We start from the raw sequence: 25,822 nt of genomic DNA, 5'->3' as shown, positions 1-25,822 counted from the left end.
CGCCCATCCTGACGTGCCGCTACGGCGAGCGCACATCCGACCCGCCACGCATGTGTACGCAGCGCGCCCGCCTTCCGCCTCAGTCACCGGCACGTCGAGTCGGGGAGGGGCTCAAGAAAGGGCCGTTACCGGCCACTTGGCCGTCGCGAGCGGCCGATTCACAGTCTTGTCATGGCCTGTTCGCGGCGCTTACGTTTTCCCCTCCTGACGCATGCCGAGGGGAATTCGGACATGGCCGTACGCGGCCGGCACCGCCGGTACCAGCCGAACAGGATCAACCGCGCCTCACTCACCGTCACGGCGGGCGGCGCCGGCCTCGCGATCCCGCTGGTCGCCGCCGGCACCGCGAGTGCCGCCGACGCGGCCACCTGGAACAAGGTCGCCGCCTGCGAGTCCAGCGGCAACTGGAGCATCAACACCGGCAACGGCTTCTACGGCGGGCTCCAGTTCACCCAGTCCACCTGGGAGGCGTACGGCGGCGCCCGGTACGCACCGCGCGCCGACCTGGCCACCCGGGACGAGCAGATCGCCGTCGCCGAGAGGGTGCTCGACGGGCAGGGGCCCGGCGCCTGGCCCGTGTGCTCGGTGCGGGCCGGGCTGGCCCGGGGCGGCGGCGGTCCCGACGTACACCCCGACTCCGCGTCCGCGCGCCCCGCCAAGAGCGGTACCACGAAGTCCGCTACGCCGAAGTCCGGTTCCGTCAAGGACGTGCAGCCGCAGACCACTCCGCAGTCCCGGGCCGGCCGGGCCGAGATGTACACGGTGGTGCACGGTGACACCCTCTCCGGGATCGCCGGCGATCACCACGTGCGCGGCGGCTGGCGGACGCTGTACGCGGGCAACCGCGCCGCGATCGGCGCCGACCCCGACCTCATCCTGCCGGGCCAGCGGCTCAGCCTGAACGGCACCCCGACCAAGAGCAAGCCCCCCAAGGCCCCGAAGAAGAAAGCACCTTCGGAGCACCCGACCACGCACCACTCCCCGGCACCGGCCCGGCACGCGCTCGTCGCCCCGGTGACCGCGTCCGTCGGCACCGGCTACCACGTCGCCGGCTCCCACTGGTCGAAGGGCTACCACACGGGTGTGGACTTCCTCGTCCCGACCGGCACCTCCGTGAAGGCGGCGGCCGCCGGGCACGTGGTGGCCGCGGGCTGGGGCGGCTCGTACGGCTACCAGGTGGTGCTCCGGCACGCCGACGGCCGCTACACCCAGTACGCCCACCTGTCGGCCATCTCCGTGCGGACCGGTCAGAGCGTCACCGCGGGCCAGCGCATCGGCCGTTCCGGCTCGACCGGGAACGTCACGGGCCCGCATCTGCACTTCGAGGTGCGGACGGGGCCCGGCTTCGGCTCGGACATCGACCCGCTCGCCTATCTGCGGGCCGGCGGCGTCAGGATCTGACGCGCGTACGGTGCCGGTCCAGGACCGGCAGCGGCACATGGACGCCCGCGGGCAGCGGGGTGTACGACGCGGGAAGCACACCGTCGGCCGGCGGTTCGCCACCGCCGGCGTCCGCCCCGCTGCCGGCCCGCCCCGGCACGAGCAACTCCCGCAGCACCGCCTCCTCCGCCCCGGCGAAAGCGGCCTGCCCCGTCCCGTCCTCCACGGCCGCACGCTGCTGCGGTATGCCGAGACCCACTTCGGCGAGGGCACGCGCCGCGGCGGCGGTCGGCCTGCCGCGCGCGGCGGACGCGGCGGGCGCCTCGGCCGAGGGCCCGGTCGAGGCGGGCACGGCCGAGTCCGGTACCGCCGACGCCTGTCCCGCCGGCTCCGCCGAAGTCTCCGGTACCGCCGGTTCTGCCGAAGTCTCCGGTACCGCCGACGCCTGTCCCGCCGGCTCTGCCGAAGCCTCCGGTACCGCCTGTTCCAGCCGTTCCGTCGTCAGCATGATCAGCCCGCCCGCTGTCACCACACCGCAGGCCAGGGCGAGCACGGTGCCGGTGGTGCCGTAGCGGAACATCTCGCCGAACATCAGGATGCCGACCGCGGCGGCCAGCACCGGATTGACCACCGTCAGCGTGGCCAGCGGGGCCGCGAGGCCGCCGCCCCGGTACGCGGCCTGGGACAGCAGGACCCCGGCGGCCGCGAACACGCCGATGACCGCGAGCGAGGACAGCGCGGCAAGGCCGATGCCCCCGCTCCAGTCGACGGCGACGGTCTTGGTGAACACCGACGACATGCCGAACGCGACACCGGACGCGGTGGCGAGCAGCACGCTGCGCACCGCCGGATGCCGGTGTGCGGCCAGGCCCGCGAACGCCAGCGCCGCCACCGCCCCGCCGGTGACCAGGGCGACCGCGAGCCGCTGGGCCGGATCGAGGGAGTGCCCGGCGGAGGAGCCGACCAGGGACAGCAGACCGGCGAGGCCCACCGTGGCCATGAGGGCGCCGCGCCAGGCGGTCGCGCCGGCCCTGCGGCCCACGCACAGCGCCGCCATGGGCAGCGCGAAGACGATGGTCAGCGCGCCGAGCGGCTGGACCAGGCTGAGCGGCCCGCAGGCCAGCGCCACGACGTGCAGCACGCCGCCGAGGCCGTTGAGCGCCAGCGCACCCCACCAGCCCGGCCGGCGCAGCGGCAGATACGCGCTGTCCGGGGAGGACACCGAGACCTGCTCCTGCACGATCGCTCCGCCCGCGTAGGCGAGGGCGGAGACGACCGACAGGAGCACGGACAACGCCAGGGCGCTCATCGGTGTCTCCTCTGCGGGCGGCGGGCGTCCTGGGCCCGGCGCGACGTACGGTCGGCTTCCATGACGACCACTCTGCCCGCCCGCGCCCTGCCCGTCGTCGTACCTGAGCACGCAATGCGTCCTACTGCCGATGGAGTACACCGGCCGGGCGATCATCCCTGGGAGGGGTGACGCGGGGTGGAGACCCGCCGGTTCGCCCGGCCGGCGCACCTGGTACCAGTACCTGTCGTGGACCTCGACCCCGATCTCGCCGCGCTGCGCCCGCTCGGCGGCTTCTTCGTCCTGCGTACGCTCCCGGACACGGCCGGCGGCGAGGCGGCCCGGCTGCCGTCCCTCGCGGAGGCGTACGGCGGGGGGACTTCGGACGGTCACCGGAATCCGGTGGTGTTGCGGGTGAGCACCGTCGGGGACCGGCTCGGGACGCGTGAGCCCCGGGTCGCCGCCTCCATCGCCCAGCAGGGGCTGGCCGCCCGGCTGTGGTCGGCGGCCCTGGGCTGCGCCGTCCTGTACGGCCGGCTGCCCGACCTGGACCCGCGCCTGCTGCGCTGGGACGTCCTCGCCGCCGCCCCGGACGATCTGTGGCTCACCGGGCTGCACCCACTGCCCGGCGACGCGGCCACGCTCGCCGACACGGTGCTGCACGGCCACCTGGAGCCCCTGACGGCGACCCTGCGGGACCGCTACGGCGTGGCCGCCGGCCTGCTCCGGGGCAACGCGGGCTCGGCGCTCGCCGCGACCGCCCGGGAGCTGAGCCGCTGGGCCCGCGCGCACGGGCGTACCGAGGTGGCGGCCCGCACCCGGGCCCTCACCGACGAGTTGTTCGCCCACCCCCTGCTGAACGCCACCGGTACCCGTACCGGAACGGCCTTCCGGCGCCGCAGCTGCTGCCTGTACTACCGGGTGCCCGGCGGCGGTCTCTGCGGCGACTGCTGCCTCACCCGCCCGCCGCGCTCTTCCCCGGGGGCCGCATCTGGGTGACCATGAAGGGAACGTGCCACCGGTGCAAGGGGGTTGTCGGGTGCGAGTGGGACTTCTGACCCGGGAGTACCCCCCGGATGTGTACGGCGGCGCGGGTGCCCACGTGGAGTTCCTCGCCCGCGAGTTGACCGACCTGGTGGACCTGGAGGTGCACTGCTGGGGCGAGGGGCGCGGGGTCGGCGTCGTACGCCACCGCCCCTGGTCCGCCCTCGACGGCTCCAACGACGCGCTGCGCACCTTCTCCGTGGACCTCTCCATCGCCGCCGCCCTCGAAGGCCGCGAGCTGGTCCACTCCCACACCTGGTACGCCAATCTCGCCGGCCATCTCGCCAAGCTGCTGCACGGCGTCCCGCACGTGGTGACCGCCCATTCGCTGGAGCCGCTGCGCCCCTGGAAGGCCGAGCAACTGGGAGGCGGATACGCCCTGTCGAGCTGGGCCGAGCGTACCGCGATCGAGGCCGCCGACGCGGTGATCGCCGTGTCGGGCGCCATGCGGGAGGACGTCCTCGCCTGCTATCCGGCGCTGGACCCGGCCCGGGTCCACGTCGTGCACAACGGCATCGACACCCGGCTCTACCGGCCCGACCACGGCACCGACGCGCTCACCAGGCACGGCATCGACCCCGCCCGCCCGTACGTCCTGTTCGTCGGCCGGATCACCCGGCAGAAGGGCGTGCCCCGACTGCTGCGCGCGGTAAGGGACATCGACCCCGGGGCCCAGGTCGTACTGTGCGCGGGCGCGCCCGACACGCCTGAGATCGACCGGGAGTTCCGGGACCTGTTCGAGGAGCTGCGCCGGGTCCGGGCGGGCGTGTTCTGGATCCCGCAGATGCTGCCGCGCCCGGAGGTGATCCAACTCCTGACGCGTGCCGCGGTGTTCGTCTGTCCCTCGGTGTACGAGCCGCTCGGGATCGTCAACCTGGAGGCGATGGCCTGCGGCACGCCCGTGGTGGCGTCCCGGGTGGGCGGCATCCCCGAGGTCGTGGCGGACGGCCGGACCGGTCTCCTGGTCGAGGCGGACGACGGCTTCGAGTCCGGGCTCGCCCGGGCGCTGGACACCGTGCTCGGTGACCCGGTGGCGGCCCGGCGGATGGGGGAGGCCGGACGGGCGCGCGCGGTGGGGGAGTTCGGCTGGGACGCGGTGGCCCGACGCACGGCCGGGCTGTACGAGGAGATCCTCAAGCAGGCTTAGTCCGGCCGGCTCGGGGCAGCCATGGTTCAACCACGGTGAGGGGAGCGGCCATGCGTCGTGGAGGGCCTTCCGTACTCGGGATCGTGCTGGCGGGCGGCGAGGGCAAGCGCCTGATGCCGCTGACGGCGGACCGGGCCAAACCGGCCGTCACCTTCGGCGGCACCTACCGGCTGGTCGACTTCGTCCTGTCCAACCTCGTCAACGCCGACGTGCTGCGCATCTGTGTGCTGACCCAGTACAAGTCGCACTCGCTGGACCGGCACATCACCACCACCTGGCGGATGTCCAGCCTGCTCGGCAACTACGTCACCCCGGTCCCCGCCCAGCAGCGGCTCGGCCCGCGCTGGTACCTGGGCAGTGCCGACGCGATCCTCCAGTCGCTGAACCTCGTCCACGACGAACAGCCCGAGTACGTGGCCGTGTTCGGCGCCGACCACGTCTACCGCATGGACCCGCGGCAGATGGTCCGGCAGCACATCGAGGGCGGCGCGGGGGTCACCGTGGCCGGCATCCGGGTGCCGCGCACGGAGTCCTCCTCCTTCGGGGTGATCACGCCGGGGCCGGACGGCCGTACCGTCGAGCGCTTCCTGGAGAAGCCCGCGGACCCGCCCGGTCTGCCGGACGACCCCGAGTGTGTGTTCGCCTCGATGGGCAACTATGTCTTCACCACCAAGGCGCTGATCGAGGCGCTCCAGCGGGACGCCGAGGACGAGCAGTCCGTGCACGACATGGGCGGCTCGATCCTGCCCCAGCTCACCGCGCGCGGCGAGGCCCAGCTGTACGACTTCAGCGACAACCACGTGCCCGGCGAGACCACCCGCGACCAGGGCTACTGGCGGGACGTGGGCACCCTGGACGCCTACTACGAGGCGCATATGGACCTGATCGCCGAGCGTCCCGCGTTCAACCTGTACAACCGTCAGTGGCCCATCTACACCCACTCCAACCAGCTCTCCCCGGCCCGGTTCAACGCGGGCGGTATCGCGAGCGAGTCCATCATCAGCGCGGGCTGTCTGATCCGGGGGCAGGTCACCCGGTCGGTGCTCTCGCCGGGCGTGCGCGTCGACCCGGGTGCGGTCGTCCAGGGCTCGGTCCTGCACGACAACGTCCGGATCGGCCGGGGCGCGGTGGTCCGCGGCGCGGTCCTGGACAAGAACGTGGAGGTGCCGCCGGGGGCCACGATCGGCGTCAACCCGGAGCGGGACGCCGAGCTGTACACGGTCTCCAAGGGCGGGGTCATCGCGCTGGGCAAGGGCCAGCGGGTCCCGTAGCCCGGGACCGGGCAGGCGGGCCACGGCGGCCCGGATAGGGTCTGCGCCATGTCCGCCGCCGCCGTACCGGAGTTCCGCGAGGACGGGCACCGCTTCTACACCGCACTCGGCTTCGCGCGCAGCCACGAGGTTTCAGGCTGGCTCTCTGACCGCGCGTCACCCCGCGGTCGTCCGGCCCCGCGCCGCGCGACGCGTTCCGAGGAAAACACCAAGGATGCCCGGGTTTGCGGCCTTCGCCCCTCAGGATGCAGGCAACGATGTGCAACCTGCGGAGGTCATCCGACATGAGAGGGACCCGGCGCACGAGGCTCTGTCTGGCCGGGGTGATGGCAGCGTCGGCGCTGATCGCCACCCCCGCCGCCCGGGCCGCCGAGCGGACCGACGGCCACCTCACCGACCTGGTGAACCCGTTCATCGGGAGCCAGAACGAGGGCAACACCTTCCCCGGCGCGGCCGTGCCCTTCGGCATGGTGCAGCTCTCCCCGGACACCGGGCACAGCACCGGCTACGACTACACGCAGAACCGTATCCGCGGCTTCTCCCTGGTCCATCTCTCGGGCGTCGGCTGCCGCATCGGCGGCGACCTGCCCGTGCTGCCCACCACCGGCGACGTCACACAGACGGACTACGCCCGGTACGCGGCGGCCTTCTCGCACGACGACGAGGAGGCGAGCCCCGGCTACTACCGCGTGGGCCTCGCCTCCGGCATCCGGGCCGAACTGACCGCGACCGCCCGCACCGGCGTGCAGCGCTACACCTTCCCGGCCACCGACAAGGCCAACGTCCTGGTGAACGCGGCCCAGTCGCTGCACAAGCCGGTGAGCAGCGCGGTACAGATCCTCGACGACCGCACCGTGCGCACCGAGATCACCGGCCACGGCTTCTGCCGGGACACCGGCCCCTACACGGTCTACACGATCACCCGTTTCAGCCGGCCCTTCACCGCCTACGGCACCTGGGACGGCCGGACCGTCACCCCGGGCGCCCGGAGCGGGCCCGGCGGGGCCTATCTCCGCTTCGACACCACGAAGGACCGCACGGTCGAGGCGACCACCGCCCTGTCGTACGTCGATGCGGCCGGCGCCGCGACCAACCTGCGTGCCGAGGGCGGCCGGCCCTTCGACGCCGTACGCCACCACGCGCGCGAGGAGTGGGAGCGGCGGCTCGCCGCCGTCCGGGTGGCGGGCGGCACGCCCACGCTCCGCCGGACCTTCTACTCCTCGCTGTACCGGTCGTACCTCGCGCCCAACATCGGCAGCGACGCCGACGGCCGCTACTTCGGCTGGGACCGCCGTACCCACCGCGCCCGGGGCTTCACCTACTACCAGAACTGGTCGCTGTGGGACACCTACCGCACCCAGGCCCAGCTGCTCGGCCTGCTCGCACCGCGCGAGGCGCGGGACATGGCGCGGTCGGTCGTCGCGGTCGACGAGGACGGCGGATGGCTGCCCAAGTGGGGCTACGGCCCGGTCGAGACGAACATCATGAGTGGCGACCCGGTCACCCCGTTCCTGACCACCGCCTACCACGCCGGTCTGCTGAAGGGCTTCGAGGAGCGGGCCTACCGGGCACTGAAGAAGAACGCCGACGGCGTGCCGCCCGCCGCGTACCCGGGCATCGGCCGGGAGGCCAACGCCGAGTACGTCGCGGGTGGGTTCGCGCCTTACGTCAAGGGCCGTCCGTACGCCAAGATGGGTGACTCCGACTACCATCACGGCGCCTCGGTCACCCTGGAGTACGCGCTCGCCGACGCGATGCTCGCCCAGATGGCCCGCGGCCTCGGGCACACGGACGACGCGGCCCGCTACGCCGCCCGCTCGCGGAACTACCGGAACGTCTTCGACCCCACCACCGGTTTCTTCCGCGCCCGTGACGCCTCCGGCGCCTTCACCGGCTCGCCCGACCCGGCCCGCGGCATCGGCTTCCACGAGGGCACGGCCTGGCAGTACCAGTGGCTCGTCCCGCAGGACGTCCCGGGCATGGTCGATCTGATCGGCGGCACGCGCGCGGCCAACGCCCGCCTGGACGCCTTCTTCGCCTACGACCGGCTGCTCGCCGACCCGGAGAGGACCGCCCGCGAGGTCTGGGTGCACGGCGATCCGTACGCGTACTACAACGCCGCCTTCTACAACCCGATGAACGAGCCGGACCTCATCGCGCCCTACACCTACCTGGCCACCGGCCAGCCCTGGAAGACCACGGACGTGGTGCACGCGGCGCTGACCCTCTTCACCGACGGCCCCACCGGCATCACCGGCAACGACGACCTCGGGACCATGTCCGCCTGGAACGTCCTGTCGTCCATCGGGATCTTCCCGGTCCAGCCCGGCTTCGGCACCTGGGGCCTGACCACCCCGGTCTTCGACCGCGTCGACCTCGCCCTGGACCGCCGCTACTGGCCGAGCGGCCGGCTGACGGTGACCGCGCCCGGCACCTCGGCCACCGACCGCTACGTCCAGGCCGTGCACACGGACGGAAGGCCGCACGGCCGGACCTATCTGACGACCGGTTCGCTGCGCTCCCTGCGCTCGCTCGCGTTCACGGTCGGCCCGCGCCCGTCAGAGTGGGGTACCTCACCCACGTCGGCGCCGCCCGTCCTGAGGTGACCTCAGCTGTCTCCTGCATCCCGCCCCTTTCGGAGGGGCGGGACTTAATCTGCTGTTAACTGTGCGTATCTTGATCGTACTTGACCGTAATCGGTCGACGGGGATTGACTGCTGATCCACCCGTCGTCGACGCGTGAGGCAAGCCCTTGACTTCCGACCTGCTCGCTCCACTCGACCTGGCGTTCTGGAACATGGAGTCCGACCGGCACCCGATGCACCTCGGGGCGCTCGGCGTCTTCGCCGCGCACTCGCCCACCGCCGGGGCCCACGCCGCCGACCTGCTCGCCGCCCGCGCCGCCGCCGTGCCCGGCCTGCGCCTGCGCATCCGCGACCTGTGGCAGCCGCTCGCCTTCGGCGGCGCCGCCCGCGAGACCGACCCGGACTTCGACCCGCTGAACCACGTACGGCTGCACGCCCCGACGAACGACTTCCAGGCGGCCGCCGGACGGCTGATGGAGCGCCCGCTGGACCGCACGCGGCCGCCCTGGGAGGCACATGTGCTGCCCGGCGAGGACGGGGTGTCCTTCGCGGTGCTCTTCAAGTTCCACCACGCCCTCGCCGACGGGCTGCGCGCGCTGAAGCTCGCCGCCGGCGTCCTGGACCCGGTCGACCTGCCCGAGCGCGGGCCCCGCGCCATCGAACCGCCGCGCGGCCTGCTGTCCGACGTGCGCCGGCTGCCCGCACTGGTCCCCGGGCTGGTCAGGGGCGCACTGTCCGACATGGGCCGGGCGCTGGACATCGGCGCCTCGCTGGCCCGGTCCACGCTCGGCATGCGCCCGTGCCCCGCGCTCACCTCCGCGCCCAGCGGGACCCGCCGGACCGCCGGGGTCGTCGTCGACATCGACGACGTGCACCGCGTGCGCAAGAGCGCCGGCGGCACCGTGAACGACGTCCTCATCGCCGTCGTCGCCGGCGCCCTGCGCAGCTGGCTGGACGAGCGCGGTGACGGCAGCAAGGGTGTGGCGCCGCGCGCCCTGATCCCCGTCTCCCGGCGCCGCTCGCACGCGGCCCAGCCGCAGGGCAACCGGCTCTCGGGCTATCTGATACCGCTTCCGGTGAGCGAGCCCGACCCGCTGGGCCGCCTGCACACCGTGCGCACCGCGATGGTCCGCAACAAGGACGCCGGCCCCCACCGGGGCGCCGGGGCGGTCGCCCTGCTGGCCGACCACGTCCCGGCGCTCGGCCACCGGCTCGGCGGGCCGCTGGTCGGCCAGGCCGCCCGGCTCTGGTACGACATCCTCGTCACCAGCGTGCCGCTGCCCGGCCTCGGGCTCCGGCTCGGCGGCCAGGAGCTGACCGAGGTCTATCCGCTGGCGCCGCTCGCGCCCGGCCAGGCGCTGGCGGTGGCGATCTCCACGTATCGCGGGCGCGTGCACTACGGGCTTGTCGCCGACGCGCAGGCCGTGCCGGATCTGGACCGGTTCGCGTACGCGGTGTCGGCCGAGATGGAGACGTTGCTGGCGGCGTGCGCGTACTGAGCCGGCCTTCGGCCGGACCAGGGTCCCCACCCGCACCGCCTGTGCGGCTTTCGTCGTCGGGTGCGGGTGGCCCCCGCGGGCCGCACCCGACGTCGGCGGCCGGCGGGCGCGTGCCGGTCCCGGGCTTCCCGCGCGCCGCTGGACGCCACGGACGCCCCGCGACGCCGGCCGCGACGGCGGGGCGGGGTGGGTGCGGGAGGCTGGCGGGCGGGGGTGCGACGGCGGGCGGGGGCGGTGCGGGGGCCGGCGGGGCGGCGTTGTGGGGGTGGGTGGTGAGGGGGATCGCATCAAAGCGGTTTGGTGCCGTGGCCCGCGCTCCGTAAAATTCCCCGTTCGAAAGCGGGCGCGAGTCGGAGCGCTGCGCGGGTGATCAGGGAAGCGGCAGCGCGATGACGGTGACAGAGGACAGCTCGGCGTCCATGGACGTGCCCACGGACGTCTCCATGGACGAGGTGGTCTACGGGCCCGGTATCGACCCCGAGCGGCTGGCCGTCTGCCTGAGCGTGCTGGAGGAGCTGGACCAGCTCGAGGTCGACCACCCCGACGCGATCAAGGTGCGCCGGGCCACCTCGCACATCTACCGGACGGTCAAGCAGCGCCGCCGCCAGGAGCGCCGGGCCGCCAAGACCGCCCACGACCGCAAGGTCACCGAAACCACCGCCACCGGCTCCGCCGAGCGCATCGACGACGAGACCGAGGGCATCCTGCCCTCCTCCAAGGTCGACACCGGCCCGATCGCGGGCATACTCCAGCGCCCGCGCTCCTGCTACGTCTGCAAGCAGCGCTACGTCGAGGTCGACTACTTCTACCACCAGCTCTGCCAGAAGTGCGCCGCCGAGAACCGCGCCAAGCGGGACGCCCGCGCCGACCTCACCGGCAAGCGCGCCCTGCTCACCGGCGGCCGCGCCAAGATCGGCATGTACATCGCGCTGCGCCTGCTGCGCGACGGCGCGCACACGACGATCACGACCCGGTTCCCCAAGGACGCCATCCGCCGCTTCAAGGCGATGGAGGACTCGGCGGACTGGATGCACCGGCTGGAGGTCGTCGGTATCGACCTGCGCGACCCGGCCCAGGCCGTCGCACTGGCCGATCAGGTCGCCGAGGCGGGTCCGCTGGACATCCTGATCAACAACGCCACGCAGACCGTGCGCCGCCTGCCCTCCGCCTACGCCGCCCTGGTCGAGGGCGAGAGCGCCCCGCTGCCCGCCGGCGAGCTGCCCGCCCACCACGTCATCGGCGCCTTCAACTCCGGCGCGGTCGACGGTCTTGCCGCGCTGCCCGTCGGCACCAGCGGCCTCGACGCACAGAAGGTCGCCGACCTCGCCCTGGTCGCGGGCAACGCCAGCGTCGCCCGGCACCTCGACGGCACCGCCATCGACGCGGGCGGCCTGCTTCCCGACGTCGTCGACAGCAACACCTGGGTGCAGACGATCGACCAGATCTCCCCGGTGGAACTCCTCGAAACCCAGCTGTGCAACTACACGGCGCCGTTCATCCTGATCAGCAAGCTCCGCCCGGTCATGGCCGACGCGGCGAAGAAGGCGGCGAGCGGCCGGGCCTACGTCGTGAACGTCTCGGCCATGGAGGGTGTCTTCGACCGCGGCTACAAGGGCGCGGGGCACCCGAACACCAATGCCGCCAAGGCCGCCATGAACATGGTCACGCGGACCAGCGCCCACGAGATGTTCGAGGCCGACGGCATCCTGATGACCTCGGTCGACACCGGCTGGATCACCGACGAGCGCCCGCACTACGACAAGCTGCGCCTCGCCGAGGCCGGCTTCCACGCACCGCTCGACCTGGTCGACGGCGCCGCCCGCGTCTACGACCCGATCGTGCGGGGCGAGGCGGGCGAGGACCTGTACGGCGTCTTCATGAAGGACTACGCGCCCGGCAAGTGGTGAGCCGCCGGGCGGGTGACGCGCCCGGCGCGGTGCAGGGCGATGGCCGTGTGGGGCAGGGCGGCGGCCGTCCGGTGTTCGGCCGTGACCGCCGCTGTGCGGCGGTCGTCTGGCCTCAGTCGACCGCGCCGAGCCGTGCGTGGCGGGCCGCCACCAGCTCCAGCACCGTGCGCCAGTCCTCCAGCACGCCCGCGTCGAAACCGGCCGTGCAGCCCTCCTCGTCGGCCTGGCGCAGCCGCAGCACATCGTCGTCGGCGGGGCCCGCGTCCCCGCGTACCAGCCGGAACACCCGCTCCCCGAGCAGGGCGCGCACCGCCTCGGCCGCGCTGTGCGCCCCCGCCGCCTCGTCGCCCGGGCTCAGCACCGGCCCGATGCCGTGCACCAGCCCCGCCACCTGGAGCTCCTTGTCGGCGGGACGGCTGCGGCGCAACAGCGCCGCGGTCCGCAGCGCGTGCTGGTGCCGGCCGGCGTACAGCAGGTCCATCAGCTCCTCGACACTGCGCAGTTCCATGCGTCAGTCCTTCCGCGAGACAGCCGTTGCCGCGTCAGCAGATCATGGCCGGCTTGCCACCCGGCCAACGGCACCTGAACTGCGCCGGGTCGGGCCGGTAGTTGCCGACTCGGATCGAAGGACTGTTCGGTCATGTAGGCCGAGTGGGTGATTGGAGGGGGGGGACGAGTGAGCGTGTTGTTCCAAAAAGCGCCATATTAAGGAGCATTGGAGGGCTCCGGAAGCGTATCGGTTACAGCTTGTTTGCACTCCCTATCGAGCGGATGCCTGCTCATTTGGTTAATCTGGAGCGGACGGACAGCAGTAAGGGGTCCCACCCACACCCACCGTCCGTTCTGGGGCGAGCCGGTTGACCACGGCCTGCTCTGACACGAGGTACCGGCGCCACCGCGTCCGAACCGGCCTTCCCTTCAGACCCGAGCGGGCGTCGAGCGCCGGAGCGCGGACTGTCCGGTACGCCCCGAGGGTGACCCGACACATAAGGAGTGCGCGGTGACACCGGAGAAGACGAATCGCGAACAGCGCCCCAAAGAAGGCACGGAGCGGGCGGGCCGCCGGCCCGGAGAACTCGGCAGCCTCGACGTGTGGGCCCGGTCCGCCCCCATCCGCCTCGCGGGTTACGAGGACGACCTCGCCGAGCCCCACATCCTGCCGAGCGTGGACTGACCCTCCAAGGTCGGATCCGTCGCGATCGCCGCACGCATGGGCGTGACAGACTCACGCCCATGCTGATCAGAGAAGCCGCGGCCGAGGACTGGCCGCGGATCTGGCCTTTCTGGCACCGGATCGTCGCCGCCGCCGAGACCTACGCGTGGGACCCGGAGACCACCGAGGAAGCGGCCCGCGCCCTGTGGATGGGCCCGGCCAAGCGCGTCTACGTCGCCGAGGACCCCTCCGGGACCGTGGTCGGCTCCGCCTACCTCACGCCCAACTACGGCGGCCCCGCCGCCGGTGTGGCCAACGCCGGCTTCATGGTCGACCCGGACTGCTCGGGCCGCGGCGTCGGCCGCGCCCTCGCCGAACACGTCCTCGCCGAGGCCCGGGCACAGGGCTACCGCGCGATGGTCTTCAACGCCGTGGTCGAGACGAACCCCGCCGTCGCGCTGTGGACCTCCCTCGGCTTCACGATCCTCGGCACGGTCCCGGAGGCGTACGAGCACCCCCGGCACGGCAGGGTGGGCCTGCACATCATGTACCGGGCGCTGGACTAGTGCCGTATCAGGCAACGTTTGCCCTGTTCACGACCTCACGTAGGCGTTCGTCGGCGGCGTGCTTGTTCCGCCAGATGATGTAGCGGCGGATCATGCTGCCCTGCTCCTTGTGGCTGGCATGATCGGTGCGTCGAGAGCGAAGTAGCGCAGGGCGGTGAATTGGGCTTCGATGCGGTTGAGCCAGGAGCTGTTGGTCGGCGTGTAGGCGAACTCGACGTTGTTGGCCGCTGCCCAGTCGCCGACCCGGGTGTCCTTCTTCGTGGTCAGGTGCGGGGAGAAGTTGTCCAGCACGATCGCGATGCGGATCTCGGGCGGGTAGAGGCTGCGCAGGTAGCGGCAGAACTCCAAGAATCTGGTCCGGTTCTTCTTCGGCTTGATGTGGCCGTAGAGCTTGTCCCTGCCCAGGTCGTAGGCGGCGAACAGGTGGCGGACCCCGTGCGGTCGTGTATAGGTCGCCCGGCGTCGGGGCCGGGGGCCGCGGCTGGGATCCTTGTGCTTCCCACCGCGCTCGGCACATTGCCGACCGGGGTGGGGCTGGAGGTTGAGCGGCCCGAACTCGTCGAGGCATAAGACGACTTCGGGTTCACCGTCCTCGGGGACGACCTCCCCGTCGGCGATCGCGTAGAGGTGCTCGACGCGGGCCTTCTTGGCCGCGTAGTCGGGATCGCGTGAGCTCTTCCAGGTCTTCACGCGTTGAACGAGACGCCCTCCTCGCGGAGCAGTGCCCGCAGGCCCTCGTGGCTGATGTCGTCGACCACCCCCTCGGCGACCAGGAAGTCGGCCAGCTTGGCCAGGCTCCAGGTCGAGAACGGCAGGCCGTGCTCGGCCGGCTTGGACTTGGCGATCTTCTTGATCTCGCGGCGTTCGGGGAGGCTGAAGGTCTTGGGCCGGCCGCCCTTGTACTTCGGGTAGAGCGAGTCGAACCCGTCCGCGTTGAAGTTGTGGATCACATCTCGGATCCGGTCCGGGCTGGTGAACGTCACCTCGGCGATCTTCGCCACGTGCATGCCCTGCGCGGATAACAGCACCATCTGAGCCCGCCGCCAGGTCACCACCGAACCGGTGCCTCTACGGACGATCCGTAGCAACCGCCTGCCCTCGTCGTCATCGATCTCTCGGACCTGCACACGTTCAGCCACGCGATCATTCTGGCCGTCCGGCGCCGCCCAGGACAGCAACAGAGTGACGCCTCATCGCCGGGCGAACGTTCCTGATGCGGCCCTAGGATCGGGCCCGGCCAACGGACCGTCCGGCCGGACCACCAGGGAGGGAAACCATGCGGTACGCCGAGGGGCCCAGAGTCTGTTGCGACGTCTACATCGAGGCGGATCCCTCGCGAGTGTGGGGCCTGGTGACGGACATCGGACTGCCGGCCCGTCTGAGCCCCGAACTGCAGCGTGCCGAATGGCTCGACAGCGCTCGGGGGCCCGCCGTGGGGGCCTGTTTTGCGGGGTACAACCGCCACCGGATGATCGGCGAGTGGCGGACCGTCTCGCACGTCGTCGAACTGGAGGAGCGGCGGGTGTTCGGCTGGGTGGTCGTGGACCCGGACGGCCGGTACGGCGACCCGGTCCCGGACCCCGCGAAGCCCATGGCCACGTGGCGCTTCGAGCTCGAGCCCGAGGGGACCGGTACCAGACTGCGGCACCTCGCTCGGATCGGGCCGGGACGCTCCGGGGTCAGCCTGGCGATCGACCGGGCACCGGAGCGCGAGGAGGAGTTCGTGGCCTTCCGGATCGCCGAGCTCCGCACCAACATGGAATCCACCCTGCGTGGCCTCAAGGCACTCGCCGAGGAGGCCGACCCGGTGCACTGACCGCTTTCATCGCCGCCTCGCGGCTGGGCTTCGGCGCCTGGGCGAGCGGAGTCGCCGCCGCCGGTGGGTGAGGAGCGCGGACCTGCCACGCCACTCCGCGGGCCCGCGCCCTCGGGCCCGCAACGCGAGCGGCCGCCGTCGGTCGCCGGTCGTCGCACTGGACGTAGTGGGGGCGACGGCGAACGTTGCCTGTCGGGGCACTAGTGCCGTATCAGCGCGGTCGTCACCCGCGCGAACGTGGCCTGAGCCAGCGCAGCACCCGGTGGCTCGAGCCCGCAGACAGGCTCCCGGCACTGCGGTTCCCGGACGACCAGGCGGTACTCCGCCGCGAGTGCCTTCCTGCTGTGGCACCGGCTGACCTGACGTTGTTCGATCGTGTGAAAAGGCTCCCCGCCGGCGGCATCAGCGCCGACGGGGCGGGCACAGCACTGCCCCGAGGCGGCTGATCCCCTAGGCGGACACGTACGTGAGTGCCGGATACACCTCCGGGTCGCCCTCGACACCGGCCTCACGGAGGATCGGAACGAGGATCTCAGCGAAGCGGTTGAGGGCCTCCTCGGACTCCCAGACGTCGACGACGCGGAAGGTGCTCTCGCCCTGTCCCGCGATGTGTGCGAGCAAACCCTCTACGGGCCAGTCGGCTGGAGATTCCATCCGGTGCTTGCCCCCCGTCAACTTGCGGTTCGTCTCCTCGTACTGCTCCTGTGTGAACTCGGGGGAGATGAGGACGATCGGCATTTGGGTCCTTCCAGATCGCAGAGACGCGGCAGGCTGCCACGTCCGGGCCGGAACCAGGCGACGGCGACGTCCGCCAGTTCACATAGCGATCCTGGGCCGCGTCGTATCATCGCGCATGACGTGCTGCTCCACACGGAGTCACGCCCTCGAAAGGGCGAACGTTGCCTGATGCGGCACTAGCCCTCATCGGCCACCGGCGCCGTCCGCCGCCAGGGGCTCAGCCGCTCCAGCTCCTCCGCCACGCGCAGCAGCACGCCCTCCGCGCCCGGCCGGCCCACGAGCTGGACGGCGCAAGGGGCGCCCGAGGGCAGGGTGCCGAAGGGGACGGACATCGCGGGCCAGCCGGTCAGGTTCCACAGCGGGGTGAACGGCGAATACGCCGTGTTCGCGAGGATGTTGGGCAGCCAGCCGCGTTCGTGCCACGGGCCGGCCTGCGGGGAGCGGCGGGCCAGGGTCGGCGTGAGCAGCACGTCGTACTCGGTGAAGAACGGCGTCAGCCGGGCGCGCAGCCGCTCGCGGGCCGGGCTGGTGCGCACCCGGCGGACGAAGCGGCGGCCCAGGGCCGCGTGCACCCGGGTCCGGCGGGCCAGCAGCGCCGGGTCCAGGCCCGCGGAGTCCACCGCCGTACCCGCCGTCCAGTGCCGCAGCGCGGTCACCCCCAGGGAGAGCGGGTACGGCGGCTCGGCCCGCCGCACCTGGTGCCCGGCCCGTGCCAGCACACCGGCCGCCTGCCGGACCGCGGTCGTATACGGCCGGCTCACGCTCACCCCGGCGAGCGGACTGCGCGGGGAGGCGGCGATCCTCCAGGCCGGCCGTTCCTCCTGGGGCCCGAACTCCGTGTCCGCGAGGACCGCCAGCATCAGCCGCAGATCCTCGACCGTCGTGGCCAGCGGGCCGTTCTCCGACATGCCGAACCAGTCACCGTTGCCGATCCCCGCCGGCACCACCCCGTGGCCCGGTTTCAGCGTGACCAGCCCGCAGTTCGCGGCCGGGATGCGCAGCGACCCCATCCCGTCGTTGCCGAGCGCCAGCGGCACCAGCCCCGCGGCCACCGCCGCCGCACTGCCGCCGGAGGAGCCGCCCGCCGTGCGGGAGAGGTCCCAGGGATTGCGGGCGGTGCCGTGCGGGCCCTCCGTGGTGCCGAAGACGCACAGCTCGGGTACGTTCGTCAGGCCGACGACCACCGCACCGGCCGCCCGCAGCCGGGCCACCGTCACATGGTCCTCGGCTGCCGGGGTGTCCGGGGTGGCGGTGGAACCGTTGCGGCAGGACTCGCCGCGCACCCTCAGATTGTCCTTGACCGCCAACGGTACGCCCGCGAGCGGAAGTTCGGTCAGATCGGCCCGGGAAGCGAGCTCGTCGGCCTCGGCGAGCGCCGCCTCCGCCCGGACCTTCCGGAACGCCCCGATCCGGCCGTCGAGCCGCTCGATCCGCGCGAGGTGCTCGGCCACCACCTCCCGGGGCGTGACCCGCTTGTCGCGGACGGCGGCGGCGATCTCGGCTGCGGTCCGGCCGGCCCAACTGCTCACAGGCGCTCCTCGTTACTCATGCGTACGGAACACACGTCGGGAGAACTGTGCCCGTTCGGGGTCCCGCACGTCGAGGGGGCCACGGCGCACGCCCGACCGGAAGCCCGGGTCCGTCCGGGGGAGGCGTGCCGTGTCCAGCCGCCGGGGCGCGTGACTCAGGGCGGAGCGGAGCGGCCGAGGCCGTCGGCCGGCGCTTCGGCGCAGGCCCGCAGGTCCGACGGGAGCAGGTCCAGGATCCGCTTCCGCAGGGCCTTGTCCGGACCCGTCTCCCGGGCGAGGCGGAACAGGCCGAGGTGGGCGTCGGCGGTCGCGCGGAGGGCGAGGAGAGCTTCGGCGGCCTCGACGCGGGCCGCCGCGGGAGCGCCCGGGGCGGCGAGGGTGGCCTTCAGGGTGCGTGCGGCGACGTGCCGAACCGGACGGTACCGCGCCAGCGTCTTCGCCGCCCGCACCCGCTGCCCGGCCGCCGTGCCGTCGGTCTCCAGCACGCGGCGGCAGGCGGCCACCACCTCGTTGCCCACCTCCAGGCTCTCCCAGGCGGCTGCCGCGGCGAGGTGCGCCTCCGGGTCCGTGGTGTCCGGGTTGGAGAGGGCACGCAGGACGGCGCGGCCCTCCTCGCCGAGGTCTTCGGCGAGAAGCGCGGCGGCCTTGGCCCGGACGGACAGGGGAGCGGCCGGGTCGGCGGCCAGGGCGCGGGTGAGGGGGATGCGGTTGTGGGCGCCGCTGGTGGGGAGCGACTCGCAGATCTCGACGCGGAGTTCGGGTGGGGTGGTGGGGGCGGCGGCCAGGTCGTACCAGCGTGCCGATGACTTCCCGGTTCCCGTCTCCGCGGCGGCGATCCGGTCGGTCAGGGGAGCGTGCGGATCCTCGGCCCAGGCGAGGAGGAGGGCGTCCGCCTCGCGCTGCGAGCCTTCCTCGCGGAACAACCGGTACAGGGGCCGGAGAGTCGTGACGGCCGACACCTCGCGCTTTTCGAGCAGTTCCAGCCACTGGGCCAGTGCCGTTCCGGGATCCACGCTCGCGAGGACACCCGTCGGGGTGTCGATCTCGTCCTGCCCGATCCTGCCGAAGCTCAGGAACTCCCAGAATCCGGGTGAAGGAACGTACGAACCGACCACGGCCTGGTCGACGTGCATGCTGAGGAGGACCAGAGGGTCGGTGCCGCGCTGCGCGGCCATGCGCTGTCTCCACTCGGGGTAAGGGACCCAGCCGACGCAGTGCGCGAGGGCCCGGCACCGGGGGCCGGGGCCGACATCCGGGTCGTCCGCGATCCGGGTGAGCACACGACGCATCAGCGGGACCATGGCAGTCCGGTACTCGGTGTGGTGCGTCTCGATTTCCAGAAGGGAAGCCGCGGGGACGGTCTCGTCGTCCAGGAGGGCCTCGATGCGGCCGCGGAGCGGAGCGTCCGGCAGGCAGGCGTCGGCGAGTTCCAGCAGTTGCCACAGATGCTCGTCCGGGAGCCCGGGCTCGTCCAGCACCCGGTGAAGTGTCTCGGAGGCCGCACGGAGATCGATCTCGGCCAGGTCGGTGAGGGCTTGGATGCGGTCCACCATGCCGGACAGGACGTCGTCGGCCAGGGCGCGCAGCACGCTTGCGGCGGCGTCCCGCCGGCCTGTGGCCAGGAGATGCTCCGCGACCTGGTGGCGTACCGAAGTCGGCAGGGCGCCGTCCGACGCCATCTGGGCGAAGGGGTTCTCCTGCTCGGCGGTGTCCCTGTGCAGGAGCTGGACGGCCGACCACCGGTCGTCGGCCGCTACGTCGGGGTCGGCGATCAGCGCCGTCAGCGTGCCGCGCACCGGCGTGACGTCTCCGGTGTCAAGGAGTCGTGCGGCGCATCTGAGCCGATCGCTCACGCTCAGGTCCCCGTCGGTCAACGCAGAGAGCATCATCTCTCTGCTCCGCGCCGTCTGTCCCAGGTCGAGCAGGGTGCCGGAAAGACTGATGATGTCGGCGTCGTCCAGCGAGTCGGACAGCAACGCATCGACGCAGGAGCCTGCTGTGTCGAGCCGGCCGAGTTGGACGAGCCGCTCCACGGCGACCTGGCGAGTGGGGTGGCCGAGCCTGCCGTCGCGTGCGGCCTTCGCCACGAGGAGCGGATCATCGCACAGGTGAACGACGGACCGGATGAGTGGGTCGGAACCGGCCGGATCACGGAGCAGGTCGGACAGCACCGCGTGCGTGACGGCTACGCGCGCCGAGAGTGCCCTGACGCGGAGGTGTGGCGGCGCCGACGAGTCCATGGCCAGGCCGTCCAATACCTCGGGTGACGTGTTCCGAAAAAGGGAACCCAGGACGTACTGGGACTGGTGCGGGCTCATGTTGTCATGGACCGGGTTGTCCGCCAGGGCTGTGCTCAGTCTCCTCAGCGTGTCCCGATCCGTGGCGTGCCCGATGGCCCGCACTCCGCCGACGATGTCGGTCTCCCCGAGGTCCGTGGCCATGGCCAGCAGGTCTGCGAGCAGCTCCGTTCCGGCGGTGCTGTCGAGACGCAGCGCTGCCGTGGCCGCCTCCAGCCGGCCACCGGGCGGCTGGAGGGGATCACGCGCGATGGCGGTCAGCCGGTCAAGGGCGGTGGAGAGGTCTCCCGCCGCGGCGGTCAGCCGGGCCGCGCTGATGCGCTGTCGGAAGGGCAGGTCCGTCTCACCGGCCAGCTCGTCGGCGAGATCGCACGCTTGGTGGCCCGCACGCCGCACATAACTCTGCAATGCGGTGAGGCGTGGCAGGTGCGTGATGGTTCTGTCCCGCACGAGGTCCCGCAGGTCGTCCTCGTGGAGCACCGCGTAGAGCCGGGCGAGGACCGTGTCCTCACGGATGTCGCCCCCGGCCGAAATATGCCGTCCGTGCAATTTGATCACGGCCCGCGCGAACCACGCCACCAGCTCCCGGTCGGTGCTCGCCTCGTCACTCAGGATCGTTGCGCACAGCAGCAACTCCCGCCAGCCGCCCGCCCGTACGGCGGTGCGCAGGAACTCGTCCAGCGCGTGTCCCTGGGCGCGCCAGGCCGCGGCCATGAACAGGATCACGTTCGGCCGTTCGGCGGCGATCGCCTCGCGCAGGGTGTGCAGTGCCTCCGGCGCGCCCGGTGGCAGCCGCTGGGCGATGGCATAGCCCGCCAGGTACTCCTGGACCGTGTGATGCAGGAAGGCGAGGCCGCCCGCCCGCTGCGTGATCAGCCCGGTGAAAGTCAGCGCGCGCAGTACGACGTCCCGTTCCACAGGCTCGTCGTGGCCGTCGATGGACAGCAGCTCGAGTACCTGGTCCAGCAGAGGGCGCGTGTCCCCGGCCTGCCGCCGCTCGGCCACCGGGCTCAGCGCGTCGTGCACCCGGGACAGCAGCGCGGGGGTGATGCCGTACCCGCCGGCCTTGCCGGACCGGAGGTGCTGGGCGCCCTTTCGCCGGAGCAAGTCGATGAACCGCGCGTACAACTCTGCCGGATTGCGCGGTAGTTCACCGGTGGCCGTGACGATGCAGATCATGGTGAGGTACAGCGGGTTCTTGGCGACCTCGCTGAGCCGGCCGTGGCGGAGATCGGAGATCAGCCAGTCCGCCCGCCGTGCCGCGTCCGTCACCTCCAGCGCCTCGAACCAGGCCCGTGCGACCTTCCGGATCTCCTCGTCCCCGAACTCGAGCAGGGCGTACCGCTGAAGCGACTTCAGCTTGTGCATCTCCGAGGTGACCAGCGAACGGCTGGCCACCACGAACCGCATGTGCGGCTCGCGCGCCGCCCAGACCTGGATGACCTGGATGACCTTGTTCCGCTTGTTCGAGTCCAGTACCTCGTCCAGGCTGTCGACGCAGACGAGCCAGTCCACGCCCGGCAGCGGAGCGGATGCGAACAACTCCGCGGACGGTGACCGGCGCAGGCCCGGGAGATCCCGCCGTACGGCCTCGGCCAGCGCCTCCGGGACGGGGCGGTCCCCGAGCTGGTCCGCGGCCACGCGCACGGGTATGTACGACGGCGCGCCCGCCGGGTCCTCCAGCCAGGCGTTGGCGGCCGTGTACGTCAGCCGGCGCAGCAGACTCGACTTCCCCGCTCCGGCGCCGCCGGTGAACAGCACATGGCGCTGGATGTCGAGCACGCTCTCGGCGGCGGGCGGTTTCCGCTCGCCCGGTTGCCGGTCCGGTGCGTCCTTGACGTCGGACGCGTCCTGCCGGACGTACACCGTGGAGAGCGGAATGTCCCTGGTGCCGCTCAGCAGGTTCGCGTAGGGGTGCTCGTCCGCTTCGGCCCGCGCCGCCTCCAGGTAGTCCCGCAGGTCGGGGCCCGGGTGGCGGAAGCCGCCCGACCGCAGCTGTTCGTCCGTCAGGGTCCGCAGCCAGGTGACGGGCGGCTCCGGTGCCGTGCACCGCGCCAGGATCTCCGCGATCGGCACCAGATGGGCGCTGCCGGCCAGGTCGGAGCGGGCCAGCATGCCGCAGACCGCGCCGGTGCGTTCGTTGACCACGGGGCTGCCGCTGTAGCCCTCGCCGACCGGAGTGCCGTAGCCGCGCGGCATGGACATCGGGTCGTCGAAGGTGAGCCGCGAGTCTCCGAGATACTCCAGCGCGGCCCACTGGCCCGGCCGGTAGTGCCCCTGCGGGTGGCCGTGGGCCCGCATGCGGTCACCGGGCGACAGGGCGGGTGCCGTGAGGACCACGCCGGTGCGGGCGGCCCCCGGGTCGAACCGCAGGAACGCCAGGTCCAGTCCGTTGGCCGCCTTGTGCTGGTCGTCGTCCGACAGCGTGACCGCGAGTTCCAGGCCGGAACCGACGATCCGCGCCCGTACGCTCCGCGCGCCGGCCACGACGTGGGCGCAGGTCACCACCACCCCGGGGGCGATGACGAAGCCGGTCCCGTATCCGTTGCCGTCCGGGAGGTCCAGGGCGACGGTCGCCGCCTCCAGGTGCTCTGTCCAGCCGTGCACTCCTATTCCCCGGGAGCCTCCTGGGTGGTCCACTCCAGGGTGACCTTCCAGGTGGACTTGGACGAGGCCTTGCCGACCACGGCCAGGAACTGACCCGTGTCGAAGGAGACGTCACAGCCGAACTCGACGGTCGCCTTGGACGCCCCGGTCTGCTGGAGCCGCGTGCCCATGGCGCGGGCGACCGCGGTCAGGCCGTCGAGCACTGGTTCCAGGCGGGGCCTGCGCCAGCCGATCTCCTGCTCCTCGCCGAGAGCCGGGGCCGCCTTGCCGCCCCCGGGCCCGATCGCCAACAGCACCTTCTGGCCGTCGATCTCGACCGGAACGACCGTCTCGCCGTCCGCGTGCAGTTCCTGGTCCAAGCCCGCTCTCCTCTTGCCCGCCGCTGCCGGTCGGTTCATCGTAGCGGCGGCCGGTCCCTCAAGTGGCCTCGTCGGCCAGCTGGTTGGCCGGTACGGCCGCCGTGCTGCCCCGGCCCGTGAGCCGGGGCACGGGCACGCCCACCGCGCGCGCCGCGTCGCCGTCGAGCAGGGCCAGCAGTTCCCGGGCCGCCGTACGGCCGAACTCGGCGCTGTCGCGGGACAGTGCGGACAGCCGCGGTGTGACCATGCGGCACAGCGCCGAGTCCTCCCAGGAGACCACCGACACGTCCTGCGGGACGCGCAAGCCCAGCTCGGCGGCGGCGGCCGCGCCCGCCACGGCCATCACGTCGTTGTCGTAGATGAGGGCCGTGGGGGGCAGAGCGGTGCCGAGGACCCGGCGCGTCACCGCGGCGCCCTCCGTGTCGGAGTAGTCCGTGGTCACCGAGCGGACCTCGGTCAGGCCGCGCTGCTCCGCCTCCGCGCGCAGCGTGGCGATACGGCGCCGGGTGTGGGCCAGTTCGGGCAGGCCGGCGATGTGGACGATCCGCCGGTGGCCGAGCGCCGTCAGTTCGTCCACGACGGATGCCATCGCGCCCGCGTCGTCCGCCCAGACCGTGGACAGCCCAGGGTGGCGCACGTCGGGCGCGCCGCCGATGACGACGGCGGGCAGGCCGAGTTCGTCCAGCAGCTCCGGGCGGGGATCCGCGGCACGGGGGTCGGCCACGAGGACGCCGTCCACCCGGTGCTCCGCCCACCAGCGCCGGTACACCGCGCACTCGTCGGCCACGTCCTCGGCCACCTGGAACAGCAGCCCCAGGTGCCGCTCGGCCAGGACTTCCTGGATGCCGGAGACGAGCTGGAGGAAGAACGAGTCGACGCCCAGCGTGTGCGCGGGACGGGCGAGGACGAAGCCCACCGTCGCCGCACCCTCGCCGGACAGGGCGCGGGCGGCCGTGCTGGGGCGCCAGCCGAGCTGCTCGGCGACGCCGCGGATCCGGGCACGGGTGGCCTCGGAGACGCCGGGTCGGCCGTTGAGCGCGAACGACACGGCGCTCTCCGAGACTCCGGCGCGGCGCGCGATGTCCTTCATGGTCGGCCGGCGTGCGGGGGACCGTCTGGTCGGCACGTTGCTCACCCCTCCTGACGGTGCTCGCTAATGCGCTTGAGTGTCAAGACCCTAAAGCGCATTAGCGAATTGCGGCAAGATCTCGGCCGGACATCTCTGACCTGCACTAATGAACGGACTATTTCTTTAGTCCGGATGAATGCATTGACTTTCTCCGAAGCTCGCGTGCAAGGTCTCTGGCGCCACCCGACCGCCCCACCCAGCAAGGGAGCCGTGTCACCGTGCCCATGTCTCGCAGAGCCCTCACCGCCGCTGCCGTCGCCCTCCTCCTGCCGCTGAGCGCCTGCGGCTCGGGCGGTGACGACGGCGGCTCGGCCGACGCATCCGGCAAGGTGGAGGGTGACATCACCTTCCAGACCTGGAATCTGCGCGTCAACTTCAAGTCGTACTTCGAGGGCCTGATCGCCGACTTCGAGAAGAAGTACCCCGGCACCCATGTGAAATGGATCGACCAGCCCGCCGAGGGCTACCCCGACAAGCTCAGCGCCGACGCGGCCGGCGGCACCCTGCCCGATGTCGTCAACGTCTCCCCGGACCTGGTGGCCCCGCTCGCCGAGGCCGGCCTCGCCCTCGACCTCGACAAGGCGGCGGCGAAGTACAGGTCCGAGTACCTCGAAGGCGCTTGGGCCAGCCATCGGATACCGGGCACGAGCGGCACGTACGCCTTCCCCTGGTACCTGAACACCGGCCCGCTCTTCTACAACAAGGCCCTGTTCGAGAAGGCCGGACTCGACCCCGACCGGCCGCCGAAGACCTACGACGAACTCTTCGCCGACGCCCTGCGGATGGCGCAACAGAGCGACGGCAAGATCGCCACCCTCGCCAACGTGCCCACCATCGAGGACTTCGGCCGCTACGGCGTCCCACTCATGAACGAGCAGGGCACCGGCTTCGCCTTCAACGACGCCAAGGGAGTCGAACTCCTCACGAAGTACAAGGAGTTGTACGACGCCAAGGCCCTCGACCCGCAGGCGCTGACCGCCACCCCGGAGTCCACCGGCAAGAAGTTCCTCACCGGCGCCGTCGCCATGAACCCCGGCAGCGCCCTGGACCTCGGCAACTTCAAGAAGAACGCGCCGAGTCTGTACCGCGACATCGGCATCACCGACCAGATCACCAGCACCGGGCACGTCAACATGTACGTGATGGGCGTGATGGTCAACTCCCGTACCAGGCACACCCCGGCCGCGGTCGCCTTCGCGCACTTCCTGACCGGCGCACAGCACCAGATGTCCTTCGCCGAGAAGGTCGCCATCTTCCCGAGCACCGCCGGCTCCCTGGACGACCCGTACTTCACCAAGGAGGACGGCACCGACGAGACCCGGGTGCGCGTCGCCGCCGCCAAGTCGCTGAAGAACGCCGTCAACTACACACCCGTCCTGTTCAGCGATCAGATGAAGACCGCGCTGCGCAACGAGGTCGCCAAGGCGCTCCAGGGCAAGGAGAGCCCCGAGGAAGCTCTCGACAACGCTGTCAAGGCCGCCGACCGGCTGCTCCGGCAGGGCTGACC

The 25,822-nt window shown here is 72.1% G+C and carries 18 protein-coding genes and 1 pseudogene; 11 read left to right on the top strand and 8 right to left on the bottom strand.

What is annotated here, in order from left to right; genetic code table 11:
- The first annotated feature begins 231 nt into the window (after positions 1–231).
- Complete coding sequence (locus ACZ7DL_RS13270) at positions 232–1,401, top strand: transglycosylase family protein (RefSeq protein WP_470773997.1); 1,170 nt, start codon at positions 232–234, stop codon at positions 1,399–1,401.
- On the opposite strand, the gene ACZ7DL_RS13265 is transcribed toward ACZ7DL_RS13270, so the two are convergent.
- Positions 1,391–2,689 (bottom strand): DMT family transporter, encoded by a 1,299-nt coding sequence (locus ACZ7DL_RS13265; RefSeq protein ID WP_470773996.1) that lies wholly within the window; start codon positions 2,687–2,689, stop codon positions 1,391–1,393. The two genes, ACZ7DL_RS13270 and ACZ7DL_RS13265, sit on opposite strands and share 11 nt — an antisense overlap.
- Positions 2,690–2,917: 228 nt before the next feature.
- Here ACZ7DL_RS13265 and ACZ7DL_RS13260 point away from each other — a divergent pair, with 228 nt between their 5' ends.
- The 6 genes from ACZ7DL_RS13260 to ACZ7DL_RS13235 all read left to right on the top strand — a co-directional run bounded on the left by ACZ7DL_RS13260 (position 2,918) and on the right by ACZ7DL_RS13235 (position 12,121).
- On the top strand, positions 2,918–3,667 hold the full coding sequence (locus tag ACZ7DL_RS13260; RefSeq protein WP_470773994.1) for a (2Fe-2S)-binding protein: 750 nt from the start codon (positions 2,918–2,920) through the stop codon (positions 3,665–3,667).
- 40 nt (positions 3,668–3,707) lie between these two features.
- Complete coding sequence (glgA, locus tag ACZ7DL_RS13255; protein ID WP_470773993.1) at positions 3,708–4,859, top strand: glycogen synthase; 1,152 nt, start codon at positions 3,708–3,710, stop codon at positions 4,857–4,859.
- Positions 4,860–4,909: 50 nt separating this feature from the next.
- Positions 4,910–6,130, top strand: coding sequence for a glucose-1-phosphate adenylyltransferase (gene glgC / locus ACZ7DL_RS13250; protein WP_470773991.1), 1,221 nt, complete (start codon positions 4,910–4,912; stop codon positions 6,128–6,130).
- Between the two features lie 284 nt (positions 6,131–6,414).
- The gene (locus ACZ7DL_RS13245) at positions 6,415–8,736 is read left to right on the top strand and encodes a GH92 family glycosyl hydrolase (protein WP_470773989.1); all 2,322 of its coding nucleotides are present in this window, start codon (positions 6,415–6,417) and stop codon (positions 8,734–8,736) included.
- A 146-nt stretch (positions 8,737–8,882) separates the two neighbouring features.
- The gene (locus ACZ7DL_RS13240; RefSeq protein ID WP_470773988.1) at positions 8,883–10,214 is read left to right on the top strand and encodes a wax ester/triacylglycerol synthase family O-acyltransferase; all 1,332 of its coding nucleotides are present in this window, start codon (positions 8,883–8,885) and stop codon (positions 10,212–10,214) included.
- 389 nt (positions 10,215–10,603) lie between these two features.
- Complete coding sequence (locus ACZ7DL_RS13235; RefSeq protein ID WP_470773986.1) at positions 10,604–12,121, top strand: SDR family NAD(P)-dependent oxidoreductase; 1,518 nt, start codon at positions 10,604–10,606, stop codon at positions 12,119–12,121.
- Between the two features lie 112 nt (positions 12,122–12,233).
- Here ACZ7DL_RS13235 and ACZ7DL_RS13230 read toward each other — a convergent pair whose 3' ends face one another.
- Positions 12,234–12,629 carry a hypothetical protein gene (locus ACZ7DL_RS13230; RefSeq protein WP_470773985.1) on the bottom strand — a complete coding sequence of 132 codons (396 nt, stop codon included), beginning with the start codon at positions 12,627–12,629 and terminating at the stop codon, positions 12,234–12,236.
- A 492-nt stretch (positions 12,630–13,121) separates the two neighbouring features.
- Between ACZ7DL_RS13230 and ACZ7DL_RS13225 the strand changes: the two genes are divergently transcribed.
- The gene (locus tag ACZ7DL_RS13225) at positions 13,122–13,295 is read left to right on the top strand and encodes a hypothetical protein (protein ID WP_470773984.1); all 174 of its coding nucleotides are present in this window, start codon (positions 13,122–13,124) and stop codon (positions 13,293–13,295) included.
- Between the two features lie 59 nt (positions 13,296–13,354).
- Entirely contained in the window at positions 13,355–13,840 is a 486-nt protein-coding gene (locus tag ACZ7DL_RS13220; RefSeq protein WP_470773983.1) for a GNAT family N-acetyltransferase, read from the top strand.
- A 7-nt stretch (positions 13,841–13,847) separates the two neighbouring features.
- On the opposite strand, the pseudogene ACZ7DL_RS13215 reads toward ACZ7DL_RS13220, so the two are convergent.
- A pseudogene (locus tag ACZ7DL_RS13215) lies at positions 13,848–14,979 on the bottom strand (IS630 family transposase).
- A gap of 137 nt (positions 14,980–15,116) precedes the next feature.
- Between ACZ7DL_RS13215 and ACZ7DL_RS13210 the strand changes: the two are divergent.
- Positions 15,117–15,656: an SRPBCC family protein gene (locus ACZ7DL_RS13210; RefSeq protein ID WP_470773982.1), complete on the top strand. Its 540-nt coding sequence runs from the start codon at positions 15,117–15,119 to the stop codon at positions 15,654–15,656.
- Between the two features lie 450 nt (positions 15,657–16,106).
- Here ACZ7DL_RS13210 and ACZ7DL_RS13205 read toward each other — a convergent pair whose 3' ends face one another.
- The 5 genes from ACZ7DL_RS13205 to ACZ7DL_RS13185 all read right to left on the bottom strand — a co-directional run bounded on the left by ACZ7DL_RS13205 (position 16,107) and on the right by ACZ7DL_RS13185 (position 24,276).
- Positions 16,107–16,394 carry a hypothetical protein gene (locus ACZ7DL_RS13205; RefSeq protein ID WP_362032382.1) on the bottom strand — a complete coding sequence of 96 codons (288 nt, stop codon included), beginning with the start codon at positions 16,392–16,394 and terminating at the stop codon, positions 16,107–16,109.
- A gap of 176 nt (positions 16,395–16,570) precedes the next feature.
- A complete protein-coding gene (locus ACZ7DL_RS13200) occupies positions 16,571–17,923 on the bottom strand; it encodes an amidase (protein ID WP_470773981.1) in 1,353 nt (450 codons plus the stop codon).
- A 155-nt stretch (positions 17,924–18,078) separates the two neighbouring features.
- Entirely contained in the window at positions 18,079–22,827 is a 4,749-nt protein-coding gene (locus ACZ7DL_RS13195) for a trypsin-like peptidase domain-containing protein (RefSeq protein WP_470773980.1), read from the bottom strand.
- 2 nt (positions 22,828–22,829) lie between these two features.
- Positions 22,830–23,186, bottom strand: coding sequence for a CU044_2847 family protein (locus tag ACZ7DL_RS13190; RefSeq protein ID WP_470773978.1), 357 nt, complete (start codon positions 23,184–23,186; stop codon positions 22,830–22,832).
- Positions 23,187–23,244: 58 nt separating this feature from the next.
- Positions 23,245–24,276: a LacI family DNA-binding transcriptional regulator gene (locus ACZ7DL_RS13185; RefSeq protein ID WP_470774088.1), complete on the bottom strand. Its 1,032-nt coding sequence runs from the start codon at positions 24,274–24,276 to the stop codon at positions 23,245–23,247.
- A gap of 257 nt (positions 24,277–24,533) precedes the next feature.
- On the opposite strand from ACZ7DL_RS13185, the gene ACZ7DL_RS13180 reads away from it, so the two are divergent.
- Positions 24,534–25,820 (top strand): ABC transporter substrate-binding protein, encoded by a 1,287-nt coding sequence (locus ACZ7DL_RS13180; RefSeq protein WP_470773976.1) that lies wholly within the window; start codon positions 24,534–24,536, stop codon positions 25,818–25,820.
- The last annotated feature ends 2 nt before the right edge of the window (positions 25,821–25,822 follow it).

This window comes from Streptomyces sp. NPDC036984, assembly GCF_055607665.1.
Note: the sequence above shows the minus strand (reverse complement) of the source record. Positions and strands in the feature narration are given on the sequence as shown.

Coding starts and splice junctions, on each gene's coding strand:
- ACZ7DL_RS13270 (WP_470773997.1), top strand. CDS start 232: ATGGCCGTACGCGGCCGGCACCGCCGGTACCAGCCGAACAGGATCAAC.
- ACZ7DL_RS13265 (WP_470773996.1), bottom strand. CDS start 2,689: ATGAGCGCCCTGGCGTTGTCCGTGCTCCTGTCGGTCGTCTCCGCCCTC.
- glgC (WP_470773991.1), top strand. CDS start 4,910: ATGCGTCGTGGAGGGCCTTCCGTACTCGGGATCGTGCTGGCGGGCGGC.
- ACZ7DL_RS13245 (WP_470773989.1), top strand. CDS start 6,415: ATGAGAGGGACCCGGCGCACGAGGCTCTGTCTGGCCGGGGTGATGGCA.
- ACZ7DL_RS13235 (WP_470773986.1), top strand. CDS start 10,604: ATGACGGTGACAGAGGACAGCTCGGCGTCCATGGACGTGCCCACGGAC.
- ACZ7DL_RS13230 (WP_470773985.1), bottom strand. CDS start 12,629: ATGGAACTGCGCAGTGTCGAGGAGCTGATGGACCTGCTGTACGCCGGC.
- ACZ7DL_RS13220 (WP_470773983.1), top strand. CDS start 13,355: ATGCTGATCAGAGAAGCCGCGGCCGAGGACTGGCCGCGGATCTGGCCT.
- ACZ7DL_RS13210 (WP_470773982.1), top strand. CDS start 15,117: ATGCGGTACGCCGAGGGGCCCAGAGTCTGTTGCGACGTCTACATCGAG.
- ACZ7DL_RS13205 (WP_362032382.1), bottom strand. CDS start 16,394: ATGCCGATCGTCCTCATCTCCCCCGAGTTCACACAGGAGCAGTACGAG.
- ACZ7DL_RS13185 (WP_470774088.1), bottom strand. CDS start 24,276: ATGAAGGACATCGCGCGCCGCGCCGGAGTCTCGGAGAGCGCCGTGTCG.